We start from the raw sequence: 22,153 nt of genomic DNA, 5'->3' as shown, positions 1-22,153 counted from the left end.
CCCCGCAGGCGCGAGGAGCCTCCAGGCGCTGGGGGCTTCTCGCGACACACCCAGCACGAAGGGTCGCTTATGAGCACACGTGATCACGACGGTGACGACCGTCCCCGAGAGCAGAACGAGGACCCCAGCGACCCCAGCTCCACCGACCACCAGGACCCGTCGGCCGAGGCCAAGGGCCGAGGGCCGACCAAGCACGACCGGGCCCTAGCCCTGCTGACCGGACACCTGCAGCTGCGGCGCAGCGAGTACGGCTGGCCGTATGCGCGTACCGGGGACCGGTTGTTCCGGTTCGACCGGACGGGCCGGACCGAGCTGTACGCCGAGGCCCGGCACCTTTGGCGCATGGCCAACGAGGACACGCCGCCCGATGAGCGCATCCTCCGGCAGGTCGTGGCCGACCTGCAGCGCACCGCGCAGGACGCCACCCCGGATGACGCGGTCGCGACTGAGTGGCTGGGCGAGCACGGCGTGGAGGCTCCCCCGGACGAGTCCGACCACGAGGGCGGCTTGGCCGCCCTGCTGGAACTGCCCGGTGCCCCGGTCGACGGCGACTACGTCATCCCCGATCCCTACACCGTCGCCGCCGATGCGATCTGGCGGTGGCGGATCGATGGCCCGCCCGAACGGGTCGCCTGGGGTCCGGTCCTGGTCACCCGCGTGTTCACCGCTCCCGATGGCGAGGAGCTGGTCGAGCTGGCCTGGTGGCACCGCCACCGCTGGCGCATCGCCACCGTCCCCCGCGCGATCGCCAAGAGCGGCCGGATGCTCGTCCGCGAGCTCGGCGGGCGCGGGCTCCCGATCACCGAGGCCGACGCCAAGTCCGCCGAACGCTTCCTGGCGGCCGTGGAGACCGCCAACACCGACACCATCCAGGAGGTCACCATCGCACGCGCCCTCGGCTGGCAGGCCGACGGAGAGTTCGTCACCGCCAGCGGCCAGCCCTACCAGGTCCACGGGATCGACCACCAGCAACAGTCAGCTCTGGACGCCCACCGGGAACACGGCTCGCTGACCGGCTGGCAGAACGCCGTCCAGATCACCCGCCGCTACCCGTCCGCGGCCATGGGCGTCTACGCCGGGCTCGCCGCCTCTCTCCTGCGGATCCTCGGAGTCAGCTCCTTCACCTTCAACTGGGGCGGCACCTCCTCGCGCGGCAAGACCACCGCCGCCCAGGGCGGCCTGTCGGTCTGGGCCGACCCCGACGAGAACGGCGGCGCCATCACCAGCTGGTCGACGAGCAAGACCTTCCGCGAAGCCCGACTCGCGCTGGCCGGGAACGGCATCCCCGTCCTGTTCGACGAGACCCAGCTCGCGGGCAAACCCGAAGCCGTCTCCGAGATGCTGTACCAGGTCACCCAGAACCAGGGGAAAGGCCGCATGGGTGACTGGCGCACCTACCGGTGGCGCACCATCCTGCTGTCCACCGGCGAACGCTCCGCCCTGTCGTTCGCCACCCACCAGGGCATCTCCGCCCGCGTCCTGGACCTGGCCGGAGCCCCCTTCGGCAACAGCGAAGACTCCGGCCGCGACGCTGAGGCATTCCGCGACGGCGTCACCGCCAACTACGGCGTGGCCGGACCCGCGTTCGTCGACCGCCTCCGCGCCTACCTGGACACCCACGGCCCCGACAAGCTGACCGCCCGGCACGCCGAACTCACCGCGCTGCACCGCCAGGACGCCACCACCATCGCCCGCCGCCGCGCCCCGCTCGTCGCCACGATCCGGCTGGCCGCCGAACTCGCCCACTACTTCGAGATCGTGCCGTTCCCGTCCTTCCCCGACGCCACCTGGCGGACCCTGTTCGTCGCCGACGACCCCCGCGACAACCGCGCCCAGCTCGCCCTGGAGGTCATCAAGGAGTACATCGCCAGCTACGCCGACCGCCTGTACGACTCCGGCCGTCCCGTCGCCCCGCCGGGTGGCTGGATCGGCGTCCGCACCGAGGTCGGCGACGACAAGAACGCCGTCGCGCTCCTCCCCCAGCGCGTCCGCGAAGCCCTGGACCGCGCCGGATACGAGCTCGACGCCGTCCTGCAGGGCTGGCGCGAGGCCAAGGCCCTGCACGAGCACCCGCCCGGTTCCAAGCAGCGCCCCATCTACCAGATCGCCCGGCGCATCGGCGGGTCCAAGCCCCGCTGCTTCGTCTTCCGCGGCGAGCTGTTCAGCGACGACGAGTAGACATCCCCCACCGTTCGCCCCGTGGGGCGCGGCCGAAGCGCGTACCCCGCGTACCCACCTCTACAAGGACTCACATTTACCCAGGTCATACCTGGAATGAGGTGGGTACGCGGGCCGGGTACGCACCGGGTACGCACCGCGCACCACCCTGCCCCTGGGTACGCACCCCGATCGGCCCTGGGTACGCGCTGCGCGTACCCACCATCCCCGCAGGTCAGCCCCTGTTTTTGGGGTGGGTACGCGCCTCCCGAAAACACCCCCTCTGATGCGCGGAAAAGAGTGGGGGATGCCTCGGCTCCTCCCCGGGACGGCCCGCGCTTCCCAGATCTCTCCGGCCGACGTGTCACCTTCACCAGCCCGCAACGACCTGCTGCCTATGACCCCACCCCACAGTCCATGGAACGGAGTCTCGATGGCCGTCACCAATCCGACCGGCGCCCCGCCCGTCCAGCTCGCCCTGGACCTGGCCGCCCACGGCTGGCACGTGTTCCCGCTGTCCCCCAGCAACAAGCGCCCCCTGGCCAACTGCCTGGACTGCCAGGACAACCCGCACTGCGCGGACGACGACTACGACGCCTGCGCCTGCCTGCCCGACGGCCAGTGGTGCCACGGCGTCCGCGCCGCCACCACCGACCCCGACCGCATCACCACCTGGTGGCGACGCACACCCCACGCCGTCCCCGCCATCGCCGCCGGACCGTCCGGCCTCGTCCTGATCGACCTCGACACCCACTCCGGCCAACCACCCGCCGACCCCGCCACCCAGCTGCTGCCCGGCATCCCCCTCGCCGACGACCAGGTGCCCGGTGGTCTTGGCAGCATCCGCAACGGCATCGACGCCATGCACCTGCTGGCCCGCGTCCGCGGCGGCCCCCGCCCCTGGCCCAGCGGCCCCAAGCACCAACCGGTCAGCGTCCACACCCCGTCCGGCGGACGCCACCTCTGGTACCGCGCCCCCGACAACGACCTCCACCAGGCCCTGTCCGCCCTCGGCTGGCAGATCGACATCAAAGCCGGATGGTCCTACGGCATCGCCCCCGGCGCCACCACCGCCTCCGGCACCTACACCATCCACGGCGGGGCACCGCACACGCCCGGCCGCATGCCCGACTGGCTCCTCGAGGAAGTCCGCCGCGTCGCAGGCCCCAAGCCCGCACCAGCACCACCCACTGTCATCCCCGCGACACCCGGCCAGGGCAACGCCGTCGGCTACGTCCGCACCGTCCTCGACCGCGGCACCGCCGAAATCGCACCCCTGACCGACGGACGCAAGGCCGCCCTCTCCGCCCTGGCCTACAAGGTCGGCGGCCTCCTGACCTGGGCCGGACTCACCCCCACCGACGTCGAAGACCACCTCGTCCACGCAGGCCTCGCCAGCGGACTCCACCACCGCGACGCCCACCGGATCGTCCACCGCTCCCTGACCAACGGCCTCAACCGACCGCTCCCCGCCCCCAGCGACCGCCGCACCGCCTGAACACCCGAACAAGCAACCCACAAACCGTGGACGGCCCCGGCGACGACGCCGGCCAGCAGACCCCGCCGGGGCCGCCACCTCCCCTGAGAGAGGCATCGCCATCATGACCACGACCGTGTCGGCCGCGCAGGCCAACCCTGGCATCGCCCGGTCAGCCAATCCCGAGGTCGCTACGACGACCGTTCTGTCCACCGACCGGCTGTGGACCACCGATGAGGTCGCGACGTACCTCGGCGTTCCCAAGGACACCCTGTACGTCTGGCGAAACCGTGGGGTCGGCCCCCGTGGACGCCGAGTCGGCAAGCACCTGCGTTATGAGCCCGCCGACGTCATCGCGTGGTTCCGGGAGCAGGACTGAGGTGGGCTACACCAAGGATCTGTGGACTCGCCCGGAGAAGCAGCCTGACGGCAAGACCAAGCGGGTGCGCAACCCCAAGCGCTGGGGTAAGGGCAAGCGCTGGCTCGCCTGCTGGGTCGACCCGGACGGCAAGGAAAGCTCAAAAGCGTTCACCAACAAGGACGCCGCGACCAGATACTGGCAGGGGAAGGAGACCGACAAAGAGCGCGGCGAGTACTACGACGAAAAGGCCGGAGACGTCCTATTCGGAACGTTCGGTGAGCGCTGGCTGAGCTCCCGGATCGTCGACCCGTCGAGCTCGATCCAGTACGAGTCGAAGTATCGGCTGCATGTCCAGCCCACGTTCGGCGAGCGGAAAGTGCGGCAGATCAAGCCGTCACATATTCAGGAGTGGCTCAGCCAACTCCGTGAACGGTACGAGCCGTCCACGGCCGTGGCGGCCTTTCTGGTCCTCAAGGGCGCACTGGACCTGGCAGTGGCCGACGGAGCTCTCAAGCAGAACCCTGCCAAGAGCGACATCGTCAGGGCTCCAAGCAACCCGCCGAAGGAGATCGAGGCGTGGGCAGATGACCGCGTCGTGGCGCTGATCGGGGCGCACTCCGAGCGGTACCGCCTGGTGCCGATTCTCGGCGCAGCCTGCGGACTCCGCGAAGGAGAGATCTTCGGCCTGGCGGTCGACCCGGACAACCCAGCCAAGAGCGACATCGACTTCGAGGCCAAGCTCGTTCGGGTCCGTCGGCAGGTGAAGAAGATCGGCCGCGAATACGTCTTCGCGCTGCCAAAGAACGATCGCGAACGAATCGTCCCGCTCCCTGACTGGGCAGCAGAGGCGGTCCGCGAGCACATCGACAGGTACCCGCCCAGGCCCTACACCCTCCCCTGGGAGAAGGCGAACGGCAAGGCACACACGTGCAACCTGCTGCTCCGCTGGCATACCGACGACAAGCACATTCGCGCCCGCAACTTCAGCGAGTCGGTGTGGAAGCCCGCGCTCGTCACCGCAGGAATCATCGTTCCTCCCACCCGCGTCAAAGACGAGAAGCCGGGCAAGGACCGCAAGAAGAAGTCACGACTTCGGTACGCCACCACCCGCAAGGAGGGGACGCACCAGCTCCGGCACTTCTACGCCAGCGTCACCCTGGCGGAAGGCGTGTCGATCAAGGAGCTCGCCGAGTACCTTGGCCACCGCGACCCGGGGTTCACGCTCAGGGTGTACGCGCACATGCTGCCGTGCTCCCACGAGCGGGCGCGGGTCGCCATCGACAACCGGATGCGGCACCGCTTCCAGCCCCCTGACGGAACAGGGCCGGAACTGGCCTCCTAGAGCACACCAGGCGGCACCGAACGCGCCCCGGCTCCTCAGGGAGCTGGGGCGCGTTTTCGCATTTCAGGGCCTACTTGAGGAGCTGGCGGGCCATGACCATGCGCTGGATCTGGTTGGTGCCCTCGTAGATCTGCGTGATCTTGGCGTCGCGCATCATGCGCTCGACCGGGAACTCGCGGGTGTAGCCGTAGCCGCCGAGGAGCTGGACGGCGTCGACGGTGATGTCCATCGCGACGTCCGAGGCGAGGCACTTGCAGGCGGACGAGACGAAGGTCAGGTCCGGGATCTTCTCGCCGTGCATGGCGCGCTCGGACTTGATCGCCGCGTGGTAGGTGAGCTGGCGGGCGCCCTCGAGGCGCATCGCCATGTCGGCCAGCATGAACTGGACGCCCTGGAAGTCGCCGATCGGCTTGCCGAACTGCTTGCGCTCCTTGACGTAGCCGACGGCGTAGTCGAGCGCGCCCTGGGCGATGCCGAGGGCCTGGGCCGCGATGGTGATGCGGGTGTGGTCCAGGGTGGCCAGGGCGGTCTTGAAGCCGGTGCCCTCGCCGCCGATCATGCGGTCCGCGGGGATCCGGACGTTCTCCAGGATGACCTGGCGCGTCGGGGAGCCCTTGATGCCGAGCTTCTTCTCCTTCGGCGAGAAGGAGACGCCCTCGTCCGACTTCTCCACCACGAACGCCGAGATGCCGCGGGCGCCCTGCTCGGGGTCGGTCACCGCCATGACCGTGTAGTACTCCGACACTCCGGCGTTGGTGATCCACATCTTCGCGCCGTTGAGGACGTAGTGGTCGCCGTCACGCACCGCGCGGGTCTTCATGCCCGCCGCGTCCGAGCCCGCCTCCGCCTCCGACAGGGCGTAGGAGAACATGGCCTCGCCCTTGGCCACCGGAGTCAGATACTTTCTCTTCAGTTCTTCGGAGCCGGACAGCAGGACCGGAACCGTGCCGAGCTTGTTCACCGCCGGGATCAGCGAGGAGGAGGCACACGCGCGGGCGACCTCCTCGATGACGATCACGGTGGCCAGGGCGTCGGCCCCGGCTCCCCCGTAGCTCTCCGGGACGTGCACCGCGTGCAGTTCGTTCTGCACCAGCGCGTCCAGGGCCTCCTGGGGGAAGCGGGACTCCTCGTCGACCGCCGCGGCGAACGGGGCGATCTTGGCATCGGCGAGTTCGCGGACCGTCTGCCGGAGCATGTCATGCTCCTCCGACGGCGCGTACGCGGGAAAGTCGGCACTCATAGCGCGAATGCTACCCGCCGGTACACTGCCCGTCCGGTGCCGGGACCCCGCCGTGCGCGGCAGGCCCCGCAGGGAGGCGGCAACACCTCCGCGGGACGGACTAGACAGGAGGAAGGGCTTTGACGCACCGCCTGACCGTGATCGGGACGGGCTATCTGGGCGCGACGCACGCGGCCTGCATGGCCGACCTCGGATTCGAGGTCCTCGGCCTGGACGTCGACCGGGAGAAGATAGCCCGGCTCGCCGCCGGGGACCTGCCCTTCTACGAACCGGGGCTGGAACCGGTCCTGCGGCGCAACCTGGAGTCCGGACGGCTGCGCTTCACGACCTCGTTCGAGGAGGCCGCCGAGTTCGGCGACATCCACTTCATCTGCGTCGGCACCCCCCAGAAACAGGGCGAGTACGCGGCCGACCTTGCCTACGTGGACGCCGCCGTGGACGCGCTCGCGCCGCATCTCCACCGTCCGTGCCTGGTCGTGGGCAAGTCGACCGTCCCGGTGGGGACGGCCGCGCGGCTCTCCCGGCGGCTGGCCGACACCGCGCCCGCCGGGACCGACGCCACGCTCGCCTGGAACCCCGAGTTCCTGCGCGAGGGCTTCGCCGTCAAGGACACCCTGCACCCGGACCGGATCGTGGTCGGGCTGCCGTCCGACGCCGAGGCCGCGACGCTGGCCGAGAAGACGCTGCGCGAGGTCTACGCCTCGATGCTCGGCGACGGCACCCCGTTCATCGTCGCCGACTACCCGACGTCCGAGCTGGTCAAGGTCGCCGCGAACGCCTTCCTCGCGACGAAGATCTCGTTCATCAACGCGATGGCCGAGGTCTGCGAGGCGGCGCACGCCGACGTGACCAAGCTCTCCGAGGCGCTGTCCCACGACGACCGCATCGGCGGCAAGTTCCTCGGCCCGGGCCTCGGCTTCGGCGGCGGCTGCCTGCCCAAGGACATCCGCGCCTTCATGGCCCGCGCCGGCGAGCTGGGCGCCGACCAGGCGCTCACCTTCCTGCGCGAGGTCGACGAGATCAACATCCGCCGCCGGATCCGCATGGTGGACCTGGCGCGCGAGCTGCTCGGCGGCTCCTTCATCGGCCGCACGGTCGGCGTCCTCGGCGCGGCCTTCAAGCCGAACTCCGACGACGTCCGCGACTCCCCCGCCCTGGACGTCGCCGCGTCCATCCGCGGCCAGGGCGCGCGCGTCACCGTCTACGACCCGCAGGCCATGCCGAACGCCCGCCGCGCCCAGCCCACGCTCGACTTCGGCCCGTCCGGCCTGGACGCCGCCCGCGGCGCCCACGTCGTCCTGCTGCTCACCGAGTGGTCGGAGTTCCGCGAGATGGACCCGCACGCCCTCGGCGAGGTCGTCGCCGAGAAGAACATCGTCGACGGCCGCAACGCCCTCGACCCCGACCACTGGCGAGCCGCCGGCTGGAACTACCGAGCCCTCGGCCGCCCCTGATCCCGGGTTGACATATCGAAAGTCGTTGCTATCGAATGTCGATAGCAACGACTTTCGATATGGAGCCCCCTTGACCGCCACCTCCGTCCGGCGCCGGCCGCGCAACCCCCTCACCCCGCTCGACGTGACGCTGGACATCCTCGTCAAGGTCATGATCTCGGGCCTCCTGGCGCTCGCGCTCACGACGTTGTTCGGCTCCGGCAGCATGCTCGGCTTCGGCGAGCGCGACATCTGCGTCCAGGACGAGACCAACACGTTCGGCAGCGCCGGTGACCAGGTTCCGCCGCTGTTCAGCCCTGGAGTGGCGGTCAGCCATAGCGGGCTCAGCCTCTGCGTGAACAACGCGCCGATCGGCACGAGGGCGCTGAACGTGGCGACCCAGCTGCCGTCCTTCGTCCTCTACTTCACGGCGATCCTGCTGCTCTGGCGGCTCGTGCGGCACGCGGCCAAGGCGGGCCCGTTCCACCTGGGCAACGTCCGGCGCCTCCAGGTCCTCGGCTGGTGGCTCGCGATCGGCGGCCTCGTCGCCATGACGGTCGAGGAGGGCGCGCGGAGGTCGCTGATCGACAGCATGTACAAGAACCCCGAGGTCAATCCCCTCGGCTGGATCGACGTCCAGTTCAGCTTGATCATCACGGGTGCGGGCCTGCTGGCCGTCGCCAGGATCCTGCGGATGGGCGTGCGGATGCGCGAGGACCTTGAGGGAACGGTGTGAGCGGCGACGAGCACGCCGTCGAGGTCCATCTCGACACGTTGCTGGAGGCGCGCGGAATGACGTTGACGCAACTGTCCGAGCTGGTCGGCGTCTCGGTGGTGAATCTGTCGGTGCTCAAGAACGGTCGCGCGCGGGCGATTCGCTTCTCGACGCTGACCCGCCTCTGCGAGGTGCTGGACTGCCAGCCCGGCGACCTGCTCAGCGTCCGGGGAGGACAGCGGTGAGGTGGGCCGTTGCGGTGCGGGTTCGGAGAGCGGGTCAGGGGATGGTCGTTGGATCGGGTGGAATCGGGCGGGCGGGCGCGGGGTTGTGGGGGGCATGAGTGCGGAGTTCGCTGACCAGCAGGTGATCAAGCGGTTGTTGCACGACTCGCGGACCTGGGTGTTCGTCGGGCTCGGGGACAATCCCGAGCGGGACGCCTACAGCCAGGCGCGGTTGCTGCAGGGGCGCGGCAAGCGGATCGTGCCGGTGCATCCGGCGGCCGAGGAGGTGCTCGGCGAGCGCGGGTTCGCGTCGCTCGCCGAGGTGCCGGGAGAGATCGACGTGGTCGGGATCTACCGGCGGGCCGAGCAGGCCGGGACGGTCGTGGACGAGGCGATCGCGGCCGGGGCGAAGGCGGTGTGGATGCCGCTGGACGTGGTCGACGAGGACGCCGCGCGGCGCGCCCGGGAGGCCGGTCTGGACGTCGTCATGGACCGTTGCCCCGGCGTCGAGTGGGCGCTCCGCCGCTGAGCGTCGCGGACGGCCCCGCCTCCGCCGGGAGAAACCAGGGTGATCGGCTCGATAATGGGCGCATACTGATCATCGGCGACGGAAGGCGGGCGGGGATGGCCGAGGACGGACTGCGCGGCAGGCTCTACGGGCTCCTGCTCCCGGCGGAGGAGCTGTACGACCCGCCCGAGAGCGTCCCCGAGGTGCTGCCCGGCCTGCACATGGTCATCGCGGTGGACGGTGACGAGGGGCTGGACGAGGCGTCGCTGAACGCGCTCGGCGGGCCCGAGGAGCAGCTCGAGCTCGCGTTCCGGAACCTGCGCGCGATGCCGGTCGGCAAGCACGAGGTCGTGCACGCCGACAAGGGCGGCACGTACCACGTGATGACCGGGCCGAACGCGTTCACCGCGAGCCGCGTCCTCGTGCTGGACGACGTGGCGCGGCAGCTGACCGGCCGGCCCGTCCCGGACGACGGCGCGCTGTTCACCATTCCGGACAAGTTCCACATCCTGCTGCACCCGATCAGTGGCGGGACGGTCCTGACCGCGCTCGCCGCGATGGCCGAGGACACCGCCGCCCTGTTCGGCGCGTCCGAGACGCGGCTCAGCCCGCACGTCTACTGGTGGCGCGGCGGCGAGAGCGCGCAGCTCACCGAGATCAACGGACGGTCCCTGACGTTCGACTTCCCGGACGGGTTCCGCGCGATGCTCGGCGACATCCCCGAGCCCGTGGCCGACCCGGTGGGCTTCCGCAGGCACCACTACCACTTCGTCCACACGGTGCTGCGGCAGGTGTCGGAGGAGTACGGCCCGACGCTCCTCGACACCACCCCGGCCGGGGACGTCACGGGCATGCTGGCGAAGACCTGGCGGGACGTCGGCGACGACCTGCCCGCCGACGAGCGCCTCCCGTCCGACGGCCTGCGCGGGAACCTCATCGAGCTGAACGGCGACCGGCTGATGCTGGTCACCCTGCCCGAGCCGGTCGCGGCGGCCGAGGCGTACTTCGCGGCGATGGTCCGGCCGTCCGGGTCGGCGGCCACGCGCTTCTTCACCCTCGAGTACGCGGTCGACCCGATCACGCACGAGCCCGGCGCGATCCTCGGCGAGTGGACGCCCGAGGGCCACCACCTGCACCTGACGGACATGTCCACCGACCCGGGCGAGTTCCTGCGGGCCACCGCCGCCCTCCTGCTGGCGAGCGGCGAGGCCAAGCCGACGGCCAACAAACGGCGCGGCCTCTTCCGCCGCCGCTAACCACCGCTAACCCCGGCTGACCGCCGCTAGCAACTACTCACGTCCCGCTGGCGGCGGGCTCGGGCGCCCGGCCGAGGACGTGTTCGCTCCCCCAGGCGCCCAGCGGGGCCAGGGCCGCGTTGAGGGCGGCGCCGCGCGGGGTCAGGGAATACTCGACGCGCGGCGGCACCTCGTCCAGGACCTCGCGGTGCACGATGACGTCCTCGACGAGCTCGCGCAGCTGCGCGGCCAGCACCTTCTCGGTCACGCCCGGCAGCGCCCGGCGCAGCTCGCCGAAGCGGTGCACGCGCTCGCCCAGCGCCCACAGGATGGACACCTTCCACTTGCCGCCGACGACGTCCATCGCCGCGTCCAGCCCGCAGTGAAACGCCCCCGGCCGCCGCAGTTCCCGCATCCCGCCCCCCACCTGGTCACTAACGCAAGGGTAACCACGCACCTTGAAGTGCGTACTGTTCGCATCACGAACCAACGGCCACGCTGGATCGCATGAGCAACGACACCACGAAGATCACTCTGCTGGGCCTCGGGGCGATGGGCACGGCCGTCGCCCGCGCCTGGCTCGCAGCCGGACACGAGCTCACCGTCTGGAACCGCACCGCGAGCCGCGCCGAGCCGCTCGCCGCCGAGGGCGCGACGGTCGCGGCGTCCGCCGCCGAGGCCGTCGCCGCGAGCCCGCTCGTCGTCGCCTGCCTGCTGGACGACGCGTCCGTCGCCGAGGCCCTGGCGGACGCCGACCTCAACGGAAAGGACCTGGTCAACATCACCACCGGCACCCCCGAGCAGGCCCGGGGACGCGCCACGTGGGCCGTCGCGCGAGGCGCCCGCTACCTGGACGGCGGGATCATGGCCGTCCCGCCGATGATCGGCGTTCCGGAGTCCGGCGCGTACGTGTTCTACAGCGGCTCCGGCGCGCTGTTCGAGGAGCGGCGCGAGGCGCTGGCCGTCCCGGCGGGGACGCGGTACGTCGGCGAGGACCCCGGCTCGGCGTCCCTGCACGACGTGGCGCTGCTGAGCGCGATGACCGGCATGTTCGGCGGCATCGCGCACGCGTTCGCGCTCATGCGCGACAGCGGCGTCCCGCCGACGGAGTTCGCGGGACCGCTGGTCGAGTTCCTGACCGGCATGACCGGCTACGCGCACGGCGTCGCCGCGCAGCTCGAGAGCGGCGACTACACGCTCGGCGTGACGTCCAACCTGGCGATGATGGTCCAGGCCAACGCCACGCTGCTGCGGACGGCCGAGGACCAGGGCGTCAGCGCCGAGCTCGTCTCCCCGTTCATGGCGCTCATGGAACGCCGCCTCGCGGGCGGCCACCCCGACGAGGGCACCACCGGCGTGATCGACCTCCTGAAGCGCTGACCCCGCCCTTCCGACCGTTGAGCCGGTCCGGCCCGGTGGTCAGAGGGATGCGCGGAGGCGGGCGCCCTTGGCCTGCGCCTGGGCCTTCAGCTCCTGCTGGAACGACTCCATCCGCGCCCGCAGGTCCTCGTCGTGCGCGGCGAGGATGCGGGCGGCCAGCAGCCCGGCGTTGCGGGCCGCGCCGACGGCGACGGTCGCGACCGGGACGCCCGCGGGCATCTGGACGATCGACAGCAGCGAGTCCATGCCGTCCAGGTACTTCAGCGGGACCGGGACGCCGATCACCGGCAGCGGCGTGACCGAGGCCAGCATGCCGGGCAGGTGCGCCGCGCCGCCCGCCCCCGCGATGATCACCTTCAGGCCGCGGGACGCCGCGTCCGCGCCGTAGGCGATCATCTCGTGCGGCATCCGGTGCGCGGACACGACGTCCGCCTCGAAGGGGATGTCGAACTCGTCCAGGGCCTCGGCGGCGAGCCTCATGACGGGCCAGTCGGAGTCGCTGCCCATCACGACGCCCACGACGGGTTCACTCATTCGGCTTCTCCTCGATGCTCGTCGCGCGGTCGTCCATGGCCGGACCCCAGCGCAGGAAGTCGGCGGCGTGCCGGGCGCGTTCGCGCAGGTCGGCGAGGTCGTCGCCGAGGACGGTCACGTGCCCGATCTTGCGTCCCGGCCGGACGTGCTTGCCGTAGAAGTGGACCTTGACCCCCGGGTCGTGCGCCATCACGTGGAAGTAGCGGGAGTACAGGTCCGGGTCGTCGCCGCCGAGGACGTTCGCCATGACCGTCCAGCGGGCGTTGGGCTCGGTGGCGCCGAGCGGCAGGTCCAGGACGGCGCGCAGGTGCTGCTCGAACTGGGAGGTGCGGGCGCCGTCGATCGTCCAGTGGCCGGAGTTGTGCGGACGCATCGCCAGCTCGTTGACCAGCAGGCCGTCCTCGGTCTCGAACAGCTCGACCGCGAGCAGCCCGGTCACGCCCAGCTTGTCGGCGATGTCCAGGGCGAGGCGCTGCGCCTGCTCGGCGCGGTCGGCGGACAGGCCGGGCGCGGGCGCGATCACCTCGACGCAGATCCCGTCCTCCTGGACGGTCTCGACCACCGGGTACGCGGCGCCCTGCCCGTAGGGCGAGCGCGCGACCAGGGCGGCGATCTCGCGGCGGAAGGAGACCATCTCCTCGGCCATCAGCGGGACGTCCTGGGCCAGCAGCTCGGCGACCGCGGGGTCGTCCAGGTCCTTGACCACCCAGACGCCCTTGCCGTCGTAGCCGCCCCGGGTCGTCTTCAGGACGAGCGGCAGGCCGTGCTCCCCGGCGAACCGCTTGAGGGCCGCCTCGTCCGGGATGGCGGCGAACGCCGGGCAGGGCGCGCCGAGATCGCTCAGCCGCTCCCGCATGACCAGCTTGTCCTGCGCGTGCCGGAGCGCGTCCGCGCCCGGACGGCACGGCACCCCGGACGCCTCGACGGCCGCGATGTGCGGGCCGGGGACGTGCTCGTGGTCGAAGGTGATCACGTCGCAACCCGCGGCGAAGTCCAGCAGGTCGGCCTCGGAACGATCGTCCCCGACGGCCGTGCCGGGCGTCACCCGGGCCGCCGAGTCGTCCGCCGACCCGGCCAGGACCCGCAGCGACACGCCGAGCGCGATCGCGGCCTGCTGGGTCATCCGGGCGAGCTGCCCGCCTCCGGCCATGCCGACCACGGGGGTGCGGCCCGCGGTACCGCTCTGAGCTGCGTCTCTCACGCAGAGAAGGGTATAGGGCGCGGGCGGCGGGGACGCTCGGACCTGGACGGAAATCGACTTGTGCGAACTCTTTGGACAATCCGTACGTCCAACCCCGTGAAACCTGGCGAGTGCGGGGCATACAAGGTGATTGGGCGGGTACGGTGAAACGTTCATGTTCTGACGCCTCAGACGCCACGTGCGTCTATCCTCGATATGCCTCGACGGTTCGCGCACCGGCCGGAGTCACGGAGCCCGCGCCCAGTCGCCGCCGACCGCACCGCCTGTAGCCGAGGTCCGGAAGGACGGGTCCCCTACGTGAGCTTTGTCGCCAGTCTCTACCGACGGTTCGCGCACATCGTGCACGAGCTCGCGAAGTTCGGCAGCATCGGCGCCCTCGCGTTCGTGATCACCACGGGCGTCGGCAACCTGCTGCACGTCGGCTTCGGCGTCGGCGAGCTGACCTCCACCGGCGTCGGCACGGTGATCGCCGCGACGTTCTCCTACCTCGCCAACCGCTACTGGACCTTCCGGCACCGCGAGCAGAGCGGCATGGGCCGCGAGTACGTCACCTTCTTCGTCCTCAACGGCGTCGGCCTGCTGATCACCTGGCTCATCCAGGGCTTCACCAAGTTCGTCCTCGACCAGCGCGGCTGGATCGCCTACAACGCGTCCCTGATCATCGGCACCGCGGTCGCGACGCTGTTCCGCTACTGGGCCTACAAGAAGTGGGTCTTCCTGCCCGAGGACGCGCCGCCCGTCACCGCCGCCACGGGCCTCCCGGACGCCTCCGCCGCCCACGCCGAGGGCACCGCCGGCGACCTCACCACGCCGCTCGAGCCGTCCCGCCCGCAGCCCGAGGGCCTGGCCGAGTTCACCCGCACCCACTGACGCCCGCCCCCGTGGCGCGGGCCCGGGAGAGCAGGACGGCGGGGGTCAGACGGGGCCGATGACCACGCGTTCCTCGGCGAGGCGCGCCTCGGACGCCTGGCGCAGGAAGATGCCGAAGGTGGCCGGGCGGGGCTGGATCAGCTCGAGCCGCCCGCCGTCCACCGCCGCCAGGGAACGGGCCAGGTAGAGGCCGAGGCCGGTGCCGTGGCCGCCGCTGACGCTCCGCTCGAAGATCCGGGGCTCCAGGTCCGCCGCGATGCCCGCGCCCTGGTCGCCGATCTCGACCACGACCGAGGCGGCGCCCTGCTTGGTGTTGATCGTGACGACGCCGTCGCCGTGAACCAGGGAGTTGTCCAGCAGCGTCGCGACGATCTGGGACAGCCCCTCGGGCGTGGTCATGCCGACCAGGCCCTGCTCGCCGATGATCCGGATGTCCCGGCCGTCCCGGCGGAAGATCGGCCGCCACTCCTCGACCTGCTGCTCGATGATCTGGTCGATCGGCGCGGCGACCGCCAGGCCCGTCCGGTCGTGCCGGGCGCGGGCGAGCAGCTGCTCGACCACCGCGACCAGGCGCTCGGTCTGCGCGATGGCCGCCGCGCCCTCCTCCCGGACGACGTCGGGGTAGTCGGCGGCCTCGATCATCTCCTCCAGCCGCATGGTCAGCGCGGTCAGCGGCGTGCGCAGCTGGTGGCTGGCGTCCGAGGCGAACTCACGGCTGGCGGCGAGCAGGTCGGCGATCCGGACGGCGCTGTCGTCGAGGACCTCGGCGACCCGGTCCACCTCGGGGATGCCGTACCGGCGGCGGCGCGGCCGGGCGTTCCCGGTGCCGAGCCGGTCGGCGGTCTCGGCGAGGTCGACCAGGGGAAGGGTGAGCTTGCGGGCCTGGAACATCGCCAGGCCGACGGTCACCGCGACGCCGAGCGCGGCGAGGCTGCCGATCAGCAGCATCTGCCGGAGCGCCTCGTCCCGGACCTGCTGTGCGGGCTGTGACACCTGGACGTGCACGCCGGACACGGTCGCGGTTGCGGTGAGCTGGCCCGCCATACGGCGCGGCGGCGTGCCCGCGGCGATGGTCCGGTTGTCCGGCAGGGTGATCACGATGTACCGGCCGGGGTACTCCTGCGCGATCTTGTCGCGGGTGATGGGCTGGCGGGACTCCAGGCTGAAGCCGACGCCGCCGACGATGGACGACGCCTCGCGTTCGAGCGACTGCCGGGCCTCCTCGTAGATGAGCTTGTTCGTGGCGTAGGCGAGGGGTATGCCGAGAAGCAGAATCGCGACGATCGCCACGGCGAGCGTCGACAGGAGCAGTCGGCGCCTCATCGGGCCTCCTCGGAGAGAGGCGGTGCGCCGGAACCGCTCGGGACGGCCCGGCCCCCGTACGGGTTGGACGAGATCCACGGTGCCGGAGGGGACAGTTCCCCCGGGCGATGCGGACGGTGGTGGGAAACACGGTGGTGGGAAACACGGTGGTGGGAAGCACGGTGGTGCGCGGAGGGAGTCCGCGCACCACGCGGACGGAACTCACGTGCCCCTGAGGGCGGCGTGTCCGGCACGCGTGAGCGGGCCGCGCGGGCGGCATGCGGGCGCGCGTGACGGTCTGGCGTGACAGGGAGACCCCGTGCGCCCCAGGGGACACACGAGGACGGCGGATGCGCTCAGCGTTCCTCACGCAGCGTATGCGCTCCACCCAAATCACCTGGCTCGCACCCGCGCGGCCGGTGCGGTGGTTCATACCGTGCGCGCGGGTCGCTCGGCGGGCTTGTTCTGTTGGGATGGCTTCGTGTCGGCCCCGACCGCCCGCCTCTGGACGTGGGCCTTGGGCATGGTCTCCGGGACGTGGCCGCCGACCGGGGCCATTGGAGGTGGCGCGGTCGGAGGTGGCGCGGTCGGAGGTGGCCGGTTCGCCGTGTGCGGATCACGATGGACGCGTGTCCCGCCCGGCGTGTGCGCGGCGCTCGGTGTTCTGGGCCTGGACGGCGTTCCGAACGTGGGCGGCGCTCTGAGCGTGGTCGGTGTTCTGGGGCGTGCGGGGCGAGTCGGCCGCCGATCGGCCCGCGGTGCGCGCGCCGATCGGCGGGCCGGTCAGTCGCCGCGTTCGAACCGGAAGCCGACGCCCCGCACGGTGGTGATGTAGCGGGGGCTGCCGGCGTCGTCGCCGAGTTTGCGGCGTAGCCAGGAGATGTGCATGTCGAGGGTCTTCGTGGAACCCCACCAGTTGGTGTCCCACACCTCGCGCATGATCTGTTCGCGGGTGACGACCTTCCCGGCGTCCCGCACCAGGACGCGGAGCAGGTCGAACTCCTTGGTGGTGAGCTGGAGCTCCTGGTCGCCCATCCAGGCGCGGCGGGACTCGGCGTCGATCCGGACGCCCTGGACGATGGGCGTCTCGGTGCTGCCGCGGCGCAGCAGCGCCCGGACCCGGGCGAGCAGCTCGGCGAGCCGGAAGGGCTTGGTCACGTAGTCGTCGGCCCCGGCGTCCAGGCCGACGACGGTGTCCACCTCGTCGGCCCGGGCGGTCAGGATCAGGATCGGTACTCCGTGGCCCTCCGCGCGGACCCGGCGGGCGACCTCCAGACCGTCCAGCTCGGGCAGGCCGAGGTCCAGCACGATCAGGTCGACGCCTCCGCCGAGGGCCCGCTCCAGGGCCTGTGGGCCGTCCGGGCTGACTTCGACGGTGTACCCCTCGCGCCGCAGCGCGCGGGCGAGAGGCTCGGAGATGGACGTGTCGTCCTCGGCGAGCAGTACTGAGGTCATGAACCGATCGTATGGCCATTCATGAACGTTTCCTGGCTACCGCCGCGCTCTTGACCTGCGGTTTGCCACTCGTAGTACATCCTCGAATGCACACATTCTTCTTGTCTCCGGAGGTATACGCACGTGCCGCCCCTCGACCCGGCCGTGGCGCGGCCGGTGGGCGCGATGCTTTTCGTGCTGCTCGGCGCCGTCCAGTTTCTGCTGGTGCCCGATGGTTTCGAGCATGCGCCTTATGTTGGCGTTTGTCTGATCCTTGCCATGCTGATGTCACTCGGAGGGTCCGCCGGATTCCTTGCGGATACCCGAAGTCGAGTGTGGTGGTACGCGCTTGCCGAAGGTGTCGCCAATGTGCTCGGAGTCACCTATGCCATGACCTGGGGCATACCTCTGGTGGAGGGCGGCATCGGCGGCTGGGGGCGCTGGACGCACCTGCTGCTCGTCCTCAGCGGGCTGCTGTCGGCCCTGGCCGTCTGGACGCTCTGGTCGGAGCGCCATCGCCGCCGCGGCGGTCCGCCCGTCACCTCGGCTCTCGAACGCCACCGCCGGCCACCACCGCGACCCCGGTCCCCCGCACGCTGACCGTTCGATCGTCGACCTCCTTCCCGGACGCGAGCAGGAGTTCGGCGGGGCCGAGGTCGAGGGTGCCGTCGCCCAGGTTGGCGGCCACCCGGAAACGTCCCCTGCGCATGATCAGCCAGGTGTCGCCCGTCTCGACGTGGACGCGGGTCAGGTCCGGGTCGGTGAACTCGGGGTGCGCGCGGCGGAGGGCGATCAGCGCGCGGTACCAGTCCAGCAGGTCGCGATGGTGTCCGGTGTCCGGTTCCGTCCAGTCGAGGACGGAGCGCAGAAAAGTTTCCACAGCCTGTGGATCGGGAACCTCGCCGTCCCAGCCGTGGGCGGCGAACTCGCGGCGGCGGCCCTCGGTGACGGCGCGGGCGAGGTCCGGTTCGCGGTGGTCGGTGAAGTAGCGCCACGGTGTGGACGCGCCCCACTCCTCGCCCATGAACAGCATCGGCGTGAACGGCCCGAGGAGCAGCAGCGCCGCGCCGATCTTGAGGTGTTCGAGTGAGAGCCCGCGTCCCTCTCGGTCCGAGAGGCGGTCGCCGGTGGCGCGGTTGCCGATCTGGTCGTGGTTCTGGAGCGAGACGACGAAGCGGTGGGCCGGGGTGCGGGCCCGGTCGACCGGACGGCCGTGGCGGCGGCCACGGTGCGCCGAGTAGCAGCCGTCGTGGACGAACGCGCAGGTCAGGGCCTTGGCGAGGGTGCGGGTGGATCCGAAGTCGGCGTAGTACGCCTGGCGTTCGCCGGTGAGGAGCGCATGCAGGGCGTGGTGCACGTCGTCGTCCCACTGGGCGGTGAGCCCGTGGCCGCCCGCCTCGCGCGGGGTGATCGACCGCGGGTCGTTCAGGTCGGACTCGCCGACCAGGAACGGCCCGCGACCGAGGCGGGCGGCCAGGGCGTCCACGGCGGCCGACAGCTCCTCCAGGATGTGGACGGCCCGCTGGTCGCGGATGGCGTGGACGGCGTCCAGGCGCAGGCCGTCCAGGTGGAAGTCGCGGAGCCACATGAGGGCGTTCTCGACCACGAACGCGCGTACGCCGTCCGAGCCCGGCTGGTCGAAATTGACCGCGTCGCCCCAGGGGGTGGTGGACGCGTCGGTGAAGTACGGGCCGAATTCCCTGAGGTGGTTCCCGGACGGTCCGAGGTGGTTGTAGACGACGTCCAGGACGACGGCGAGTCCTCGTGCGTGCGCGGTGTCGACGAAGCGTTTCAGTGCGTCCGGGCCTCCGTAGGGCTCGTGGACGGCCCACAGGCACACGCCGTCGTAGCCCCAGCCGCGGTCGCCGGAGAACGCGGCGACGGGCATCAGCTCCACGACGTCCACGCCCAGGTGGACGAGGTGGTCGAGGCGCGCGGCGGCGGCGTCGAGGGTGCCCTCGGGCGTGAACGTGCCGACGTGGAGTTCGTAGAGCACCGATCCGGCGAGGGGACGGCCTCGCCATGTGCCGTCCGACCAGCGGAAACGGGTGTGGTCGTAAACGCGGCCGGGGGCGTGGACGCCGCGCGGCTGCCAGGCGGAGCGCGGGTCGGGGAGGACGTCGTCGCGCTCGTCCAGGAGGAAGCCGTAGTCGGTGCCGTGGACGGCGTGGGGGACGTCCGCCGTCCACCAGCCGTCCGCCGCGGGGGTCATGGGGACGACCTGCGGGAAACCCGGCGCCAGGACGGCGACGGAGACCTTTCGGGCGGACGGGGACCACACGGAGAAACGCGTCATGCCTGCCCCTCGGGGACGAGAAGGGCGACGGGCAGGCGGTCCAGGACGGCGGCCAGGTCGAGCAGCGGGCCGTGGTGGACGTAGCCGGTGAGGACGTCGTGCCAGGGGCCGTCGCCGCCCGCGTCCAGCAGCGTGGACGCCCAGCCGCCACGGCGTTCCAGGGTGGCGGGCAGGCGGGTGGCGACGGTCACGGCGCGTCCCCGGCGGAAGGCCACGGCATGGTCGGCGGCCGGGCCGACGGCGGTCAGCGGCTCGTGCGGGCTGGGCGGGGCGAACCAGGCCGGATGGTCGCGGCGCAGGCGGAGCGCACGGGACGTGACCAGCAGTTTCTCGTCGTCGAGACCGCCGGGGACGCCGTTGTTGTCGAGGCGTGTGAGGCGGGCGCGGCGGCGTCCGTAGTCGACCGGACGGCGGTTGTCGGGGTCGACCAGGGCGCGTCCGGCCAGCTCACAGCCCTGGTAGAGGTCGGGGACGCCGGGCATGGTCAGCTGGACGATCTTCTGGCCCAGCACGTTCACGCGGGTCCGGGGCTCCAGGCGGGCGACGAAACGGGAGATCTCGTCCGCGAGGCCGGAGTTCAGGAGGGCGTGGAGGTGGTCGAGAACCCGCTGTTCGTACGCCTCGTCCGGGGTGATCCAGTTCGTGGCGGTCTTGGCCTCGCGCATGGCCTTGACCAGGAAACCGCGCACCCGCTCCTCGGTGATCGGCCAGGCGCCGACGAGCGTCTGCCACAGGAGGTATTCGAGGTCCGGTTCCAGTGGGCATGCGGCCGTTGGGTGGCGGGTCTTCGCGCGCCAGGCCGTGACCGTGGCCTCCCAGGTGTGCGGGACCTCGGCGAGGACGGCCAGCCGCGCCCGGACGTCCTCCTGGCGCTTGGTGTCGTGCGTGGACAGGGTCGTCATGGTCAGCGGCCGGTCGGCGGCGACGCGGCGGCAGAACGCGTGGAACTCGGCGGGCGGGACGGCGACGCGCGCCGGGTCACCGCCGACCTCGTTCAGCGCGGACAGGCGCGACCAGCGGTAGAACGCGGTGTCCTCGCCGCCCTTCGCCGCCAGCGCCGCGCTGACCTGCTGGAACCGGACGACGAACTCCGCGTCGCCGTAGAGGGCCTCGCGGACGACGACCGGGACGAGCGGCGCGCGGCACCGCCTCTCCGCCTCGCCGAGCACGCGGAGCGCCTGGTCGGACGGCCCTGCGCCGGGGACGACGTACGCGCGGTAGACCTTGATCGCCACGAGCAGTTCGAGGAGCGCCTCGCGCAGGGCGTCCGGGTCGTCGGCGGGCCGCGTCCGGACCAGGACGCGGTGCAGCCGGTCGATCTCCGGACGCAGGGTGATCTCGGCCGCGTACCGGCGGGACTCCCGCTCGACCTCCGCGAAGGTCGTCGATCCGCCGGTGAAACGCGCGTGGATCTCGGTCAGGGGCGCTTCCCCGGCCGGATCCAGGAACAGGCCGCCGACCATGCCGAGCGCGTCGTAGCCGGTGGTGCCCGCGCAGACCCATCCGGCGGGCAGCTCCTCGCCGGGCGCGGTGATCTTCTCGACGAGGACCCAGCGGCGGTCGTCCCGGTCGGCGTCGAGGCGGTCGGAGAGGCGGCGGAGGTAGGCCCGGGGGTCGGCGAGCCCGTCGGGGTGGTCGACGCGGAGGCCGTCCACCAGGCCGTCCCGGACGAGCCGGACGACCAGCGCGTGCGTGGCGTCGAACACGTCCGGATCCTCCTGGCGGAGGGCGATCAGGCCGGAGATGTCGAAGAAGCGGCGGTAGTTGGGTTCGCCCTGACCGGGTGGGACGAGCCGTCCGGCGCCCGCGTCCCAGTCCACGTCGAACCAGTGCGCGTACGGGGATTTCGGGCCGTCCGCGAGGACGGACTCGACGGCCGGTCCATGGAACGCCATGTGGTTCGGGACGATGTCGAGCAGCACCCGCAGGCCCTGGGACCGGAAGCGTCCGACCATCCCGGCGAACGCGTCCTCGCCGCCGAGTTCGGCGGAGATCCGGCCGTGGTCGGCGACGTCGTAGCCGTGCGTGGAGCCGGGCGCGGCCTGGAGGACCGGCGACAGGTAGACGTGGGAGACGCCGAGGTCCTTGAGGTAGGGCGCGAGCGCCGCCGCCTCGGCGAAGCGGAAGCGCGGCGGGTGGAACTGGAGGCGGTACGTCCCGGACGGCACGTCCGGGCTCCCCTTCCGGCCCTCTTCACCGGGGCCCTGGCGACCGTCCTCGCGTGCCCGCTCGGGACCGTCCTCGCCGGGCCTCTGGAGACCGTTCCCGCCGGGCCATCCGTGCGCCACCGGCCACCCCTCCCGTCGCTGGGAGGGACCCTTTCCCGCTGAGGGTTAGATCACACCGTTCGGGACGGGACTGGCCAGACCGGGCATCCGTCGCCTACATTTAGGCTTGCCTTACCTTAATGAGGCTGCCCTTACCTGACTCCCGGAGAGGCTCCC

General features: G+C 71.4%; 20 protein-coding genes. 12 read left to right on the top strand and 8 right to left on the bottom strand.

Annotation, left to right across the window (positions count from 1 at the left end; translation table 11 throughout):
- The first annotated feature begins 69 nt into the window (after window positions 1-69).
- The 4 genes from P696_RS58900 to P696_RS0132580 all read left to right on the top strand — a co-directional run bounded on the left by P696_RS58900 (window position 70) and on the right by P696_RS0132580 (window position 5,337).
- Window positions 70-2,178 (top strand): DUF927 domain-containing protein, encoded by a 2,109-nt coding sequence (locus P696_RS58900; protein WP_026415619.1) that lies wholly within the window; start codon window positions 70-72, stop codon window positions 2,176-2,178.
- 412 nt (window positions 2,179-2,590) lie between these two features.
- Window positions 2,591-3,655 (top strand): bifunctional DNA primase/polymerase, encoded by a 1,065-nt coding sequence (locus P696_RS49575; protein ID WP_051468440.1) that lies wholly within the window; start codon window positions 2,591-2,593, stop codon window positions 3,653-3,655.
- A 103-nt stretch (window positions 3,656-3,758) separates the two neighbouring features.
- A complete protein-coding gene (locus P696_RS0132585; RefSeq protein ID WP_084338564.1) occupies window positions 3,759-4,013 on the top strand; it encodes a helix-turn-helix domain-containing protein in 255 nt (84 codons plus the stop codon).
- Window position 4,014: 1 nt separating this feature from the next.
- On the top strand, window positions 4,015-5,337 hold the full coding sequence (locus P696_RS0132580) for a tyrosine-type recombinase/integrase (RefSeq protein WP_051468439.1): 1,323 nt from the start codon (window positions 4,015-4,017) through the stop codon (window positions 5,335-5,337).
- Window positions 5,338-5,407: 70 nt separating this feature from the next.
- Here the strand turns inward: P696_RS0132580 and P696_RS0132575 are convergent, their stop codons facing one another.
- Window positions 5,408-6,577, bottom strand: a complete 1,170-nt coding sequence (locus P696_RS0132575; RefSeq protein ID WP_026415616.1) for an acyl-CoA dehydrogenase — start codon at window positions 6,575-6,577, stop codon at window positions 5,408-5,410.
- A 179-nt stretch (window positions 6,578-6,756) separates the two neighbouring features.
- On the opposite strand from P696_RS0132575, the gene P696_RS0132570 reads away from it, so the two are divergent.
- From P696_RS0132570 to P696_RS0132550, 5 genes are all read left to right on the top strand, one after another.
- Complete coding sequence (locus tag P696_RS0132570) at window positions 6,757-8,031, top strand: UDP-glucose dehydrogenase family protein (RefSeq protein ID WP_051468618.1); 1,275 nt, start codon at window positions 6,757-6,759, stop codon at window positions 8,029-8,031.
- Between the two features lie 70 nt (window positions 8,032-8,101).
- A complete protein-coding gene (locus P696_RS0132565; RefSeq protein ID WP_026415614.1) occupies window positions 8,102-8,746 on the top strand; it encodes a DUF2975 domain-containing protein in 645 nt (214 codons plus the stop codon).
- Window positions 8,743-8,970 carry a helix-turn-helix domain-containing protein gene (locus P696_RS0132560; protein WP_026415613.1) on the top strand — a complete coding sequence of 76 codons (228 nt, stop codon included), beginning with the start codon at window positions 8,743-8,745 and terminating at the stop codon, window positions 8,968-8,970. Before P696_RS0132565 ends, P696_RS0132560 begins: the two co-directional genes overlap by 4 nt.
- 94 nt (window positions 8,971-9,064) lie before the next feature.
- On the top strand, window positions 9,065-9,478 hold the full coding sequence (locus tag P696_RS0132555; protein ID WP_026415612.1) for a CoA-binding protein: 414 nt from the start codon (window positions 9,065-9,067) through the stop codon (window positions 9,476-9,478).
- A gap of 95 nt (window positions 9,479-9,573) precedes the next feature.
- Complete coding sequence (locus P696_RS0132550; RefSeq protein ID WP_026415611.1) at window positions 9,574-10,713, top strand: DUF1444 domain-containing protein; 1,140 nt, start codon at window positions 9,574-9,576, stop codon at window positions 10,711-10,713.
- 37 nt (window positions 10,714-10,750) lie between these two features.
- Here P696_RS0132550 and P696_RS49570 read toward each other — a convergent pair whose 3' ends face one another.
- Entirely contained in the window at window positions 10,751-11,107 is a 357-nt protein-coding gene (locus P696_RS49570; RefSeq protein WP_034488201.1) for a winged helix-turn-helix transcriptional regulator, read from the bottom strand.
- 92 nt (window positions 11,108-11,199) lie between these two features.
- Between P696_RS49570 and P696_RS0132540 the strand changes: the two genes are divergently transcribed.
- On the top strand, window positions 11,200-12,072 hold the full coding sequence (locus tag P696_RS0132540; protein ID WP_026415610.1) for an NAD(P)-dependent oxidoreductase: 873 nt from the start codon (window positions 11,200-11,202) through the stop codon (window positions 12,070-12,072).
- Between the two features lie 39 nt (window positions 12,073-12,111).
- Here the strand turns inward: P696_RS0132540 and purE are convergent, their stop codons facing one another.
- Both purE and P696_RS49565 read right to left on the bottom strand, forming a co-directional pair.
- The gene (purE, locus tag P696_RS0132535) at window positions 12,112-12,606 is read right to left on the bottom strand and encodes a 5-(carboxyamino)imidazole ribonucleotide mutase (protein WP_026415609.1); all 495 of its coding nucleotides are present in this window, start codon (window positions 12,604-12,606) and stop codon (window positions 12,112-12,114) included.
- A complete protein-coding gene (locus P696_RS49565) occupies window positions 12,599-13,807 on the bottom strand; it encodes a 5-(carboxyamino)imidazole ribonucleotide synthase (protein WP_281175012.1) in 1,209 nt (402 codons plus the stop codon). The genes purE and P696_RS49565 overlap by 8 nt, the downstream gene beginning before the upstream one ends.
- A 297-nt stretch (window positions 13,808-14,104) precedes the next feature.
- Between P696_RS49565 and P696_RS0132525 the strand changes: the two genes are divergently transcribed.
- On the top strand, window positions 14,105-14,677 hold the full coding sequence (locus P696_RS0132525) for a GtrA family protein (protein ID WP_026415608.1): 573 nt from the start codon (window positions 14,105-14,107) through the stop codon (window positions 14,675-14,677).
- Window positions 14,678-14,722: 45 nt separating this feature from the next.
- Here P696_RS0132525 and P696_RS0132520 read toward each other — a convergent pair whose 3' ends face one another.
- Complete coding sequence (locus P696_RS0132520) at window positions 14,723-16,000, bottom strand: ATP-binding protein (protein ID WP_026415607.1); 1,278 nt, start codon at window positions 15,998-16,000, stop codon at window positions 14,723-14,725.
- 762 nt (window positions 16,001-16,762) lie between these two features.
- Window positions 16,763-17,434 (bottom strand): response regulator transcription factor, encoded by a 672-nt coding sequence (locus tag P696_RS0132515; RefSeq protein ID WP_019629095.1) that lies wholly within the window; start codon window positions 17,432-17,434, stop codon window positions 16,763-16,765.
- 123 nt (window positions 17,435-17,557) lie between these two features.
- Here P696_RS0132515 and P696_RS56485 point away from each other — a divergent pair, with 123 nt between their 5' ends.
- On the top strand, window positions 17,558-18,013 hold the full coding sequence (locus tag P696_RS56485; RefSeq protein WP_157430063.1) for a hypothetical protein: 456 nt from the start codon (window positions 17,558-17,560) through the stop codon (window positions 18,011-18,013).
- On the opposite strand, the gene treZ is transcribed toward P696_RS56485, so the two are convergent.
- Both treZ and treY read right to left on the bottom strand, forming a co-directional pair.
- The gene (gene treZ / locus P696_RS0132510) at window positions 17,952-19,709 is read right to left on the bottom strand and encodes a malto-oligosyltrehalose trehalohydrolase (RefSeq protein WP_026415606.1); all 1,758 of its coding nucleotides are present in this window, start codon (window positions 19,707-19,709) and stop codon (window positions 17,952-17,954) included. The genes P696_RS56485 and treZ overlap by 62 nt on opposite strands.
- A complete protein-coding gene (gene treY, locus P696_RS49560) occupies window positions 19,706-21,997 on the bottom strand; it encodes a malto-oligosyltrehalose synthase (RefSeq protein WP_051468437.1) in 2,292 nt (763 codons plus the stop codon). Before treY ends, treZ begins: the two co-directional genes overlap by 4 nt.
- Window positions 21,998-22,153 lie beyond the last annotated feature (156 nt).

The sequence above is a fragment of the Actinomadura oligospora ATCC 43269 genome, from assembly GCF_000518265.1.
GTDB classification, from domain to species: Bacteria; Actinomycetota; Actinomycetes; order Streptosporangiales; family Streptosporangiaceae; genus Spirillospora; species Spirillospora oligospora.
This window is presented reverse-complemented; position numbering and strand designations above follow the sequence as displayed.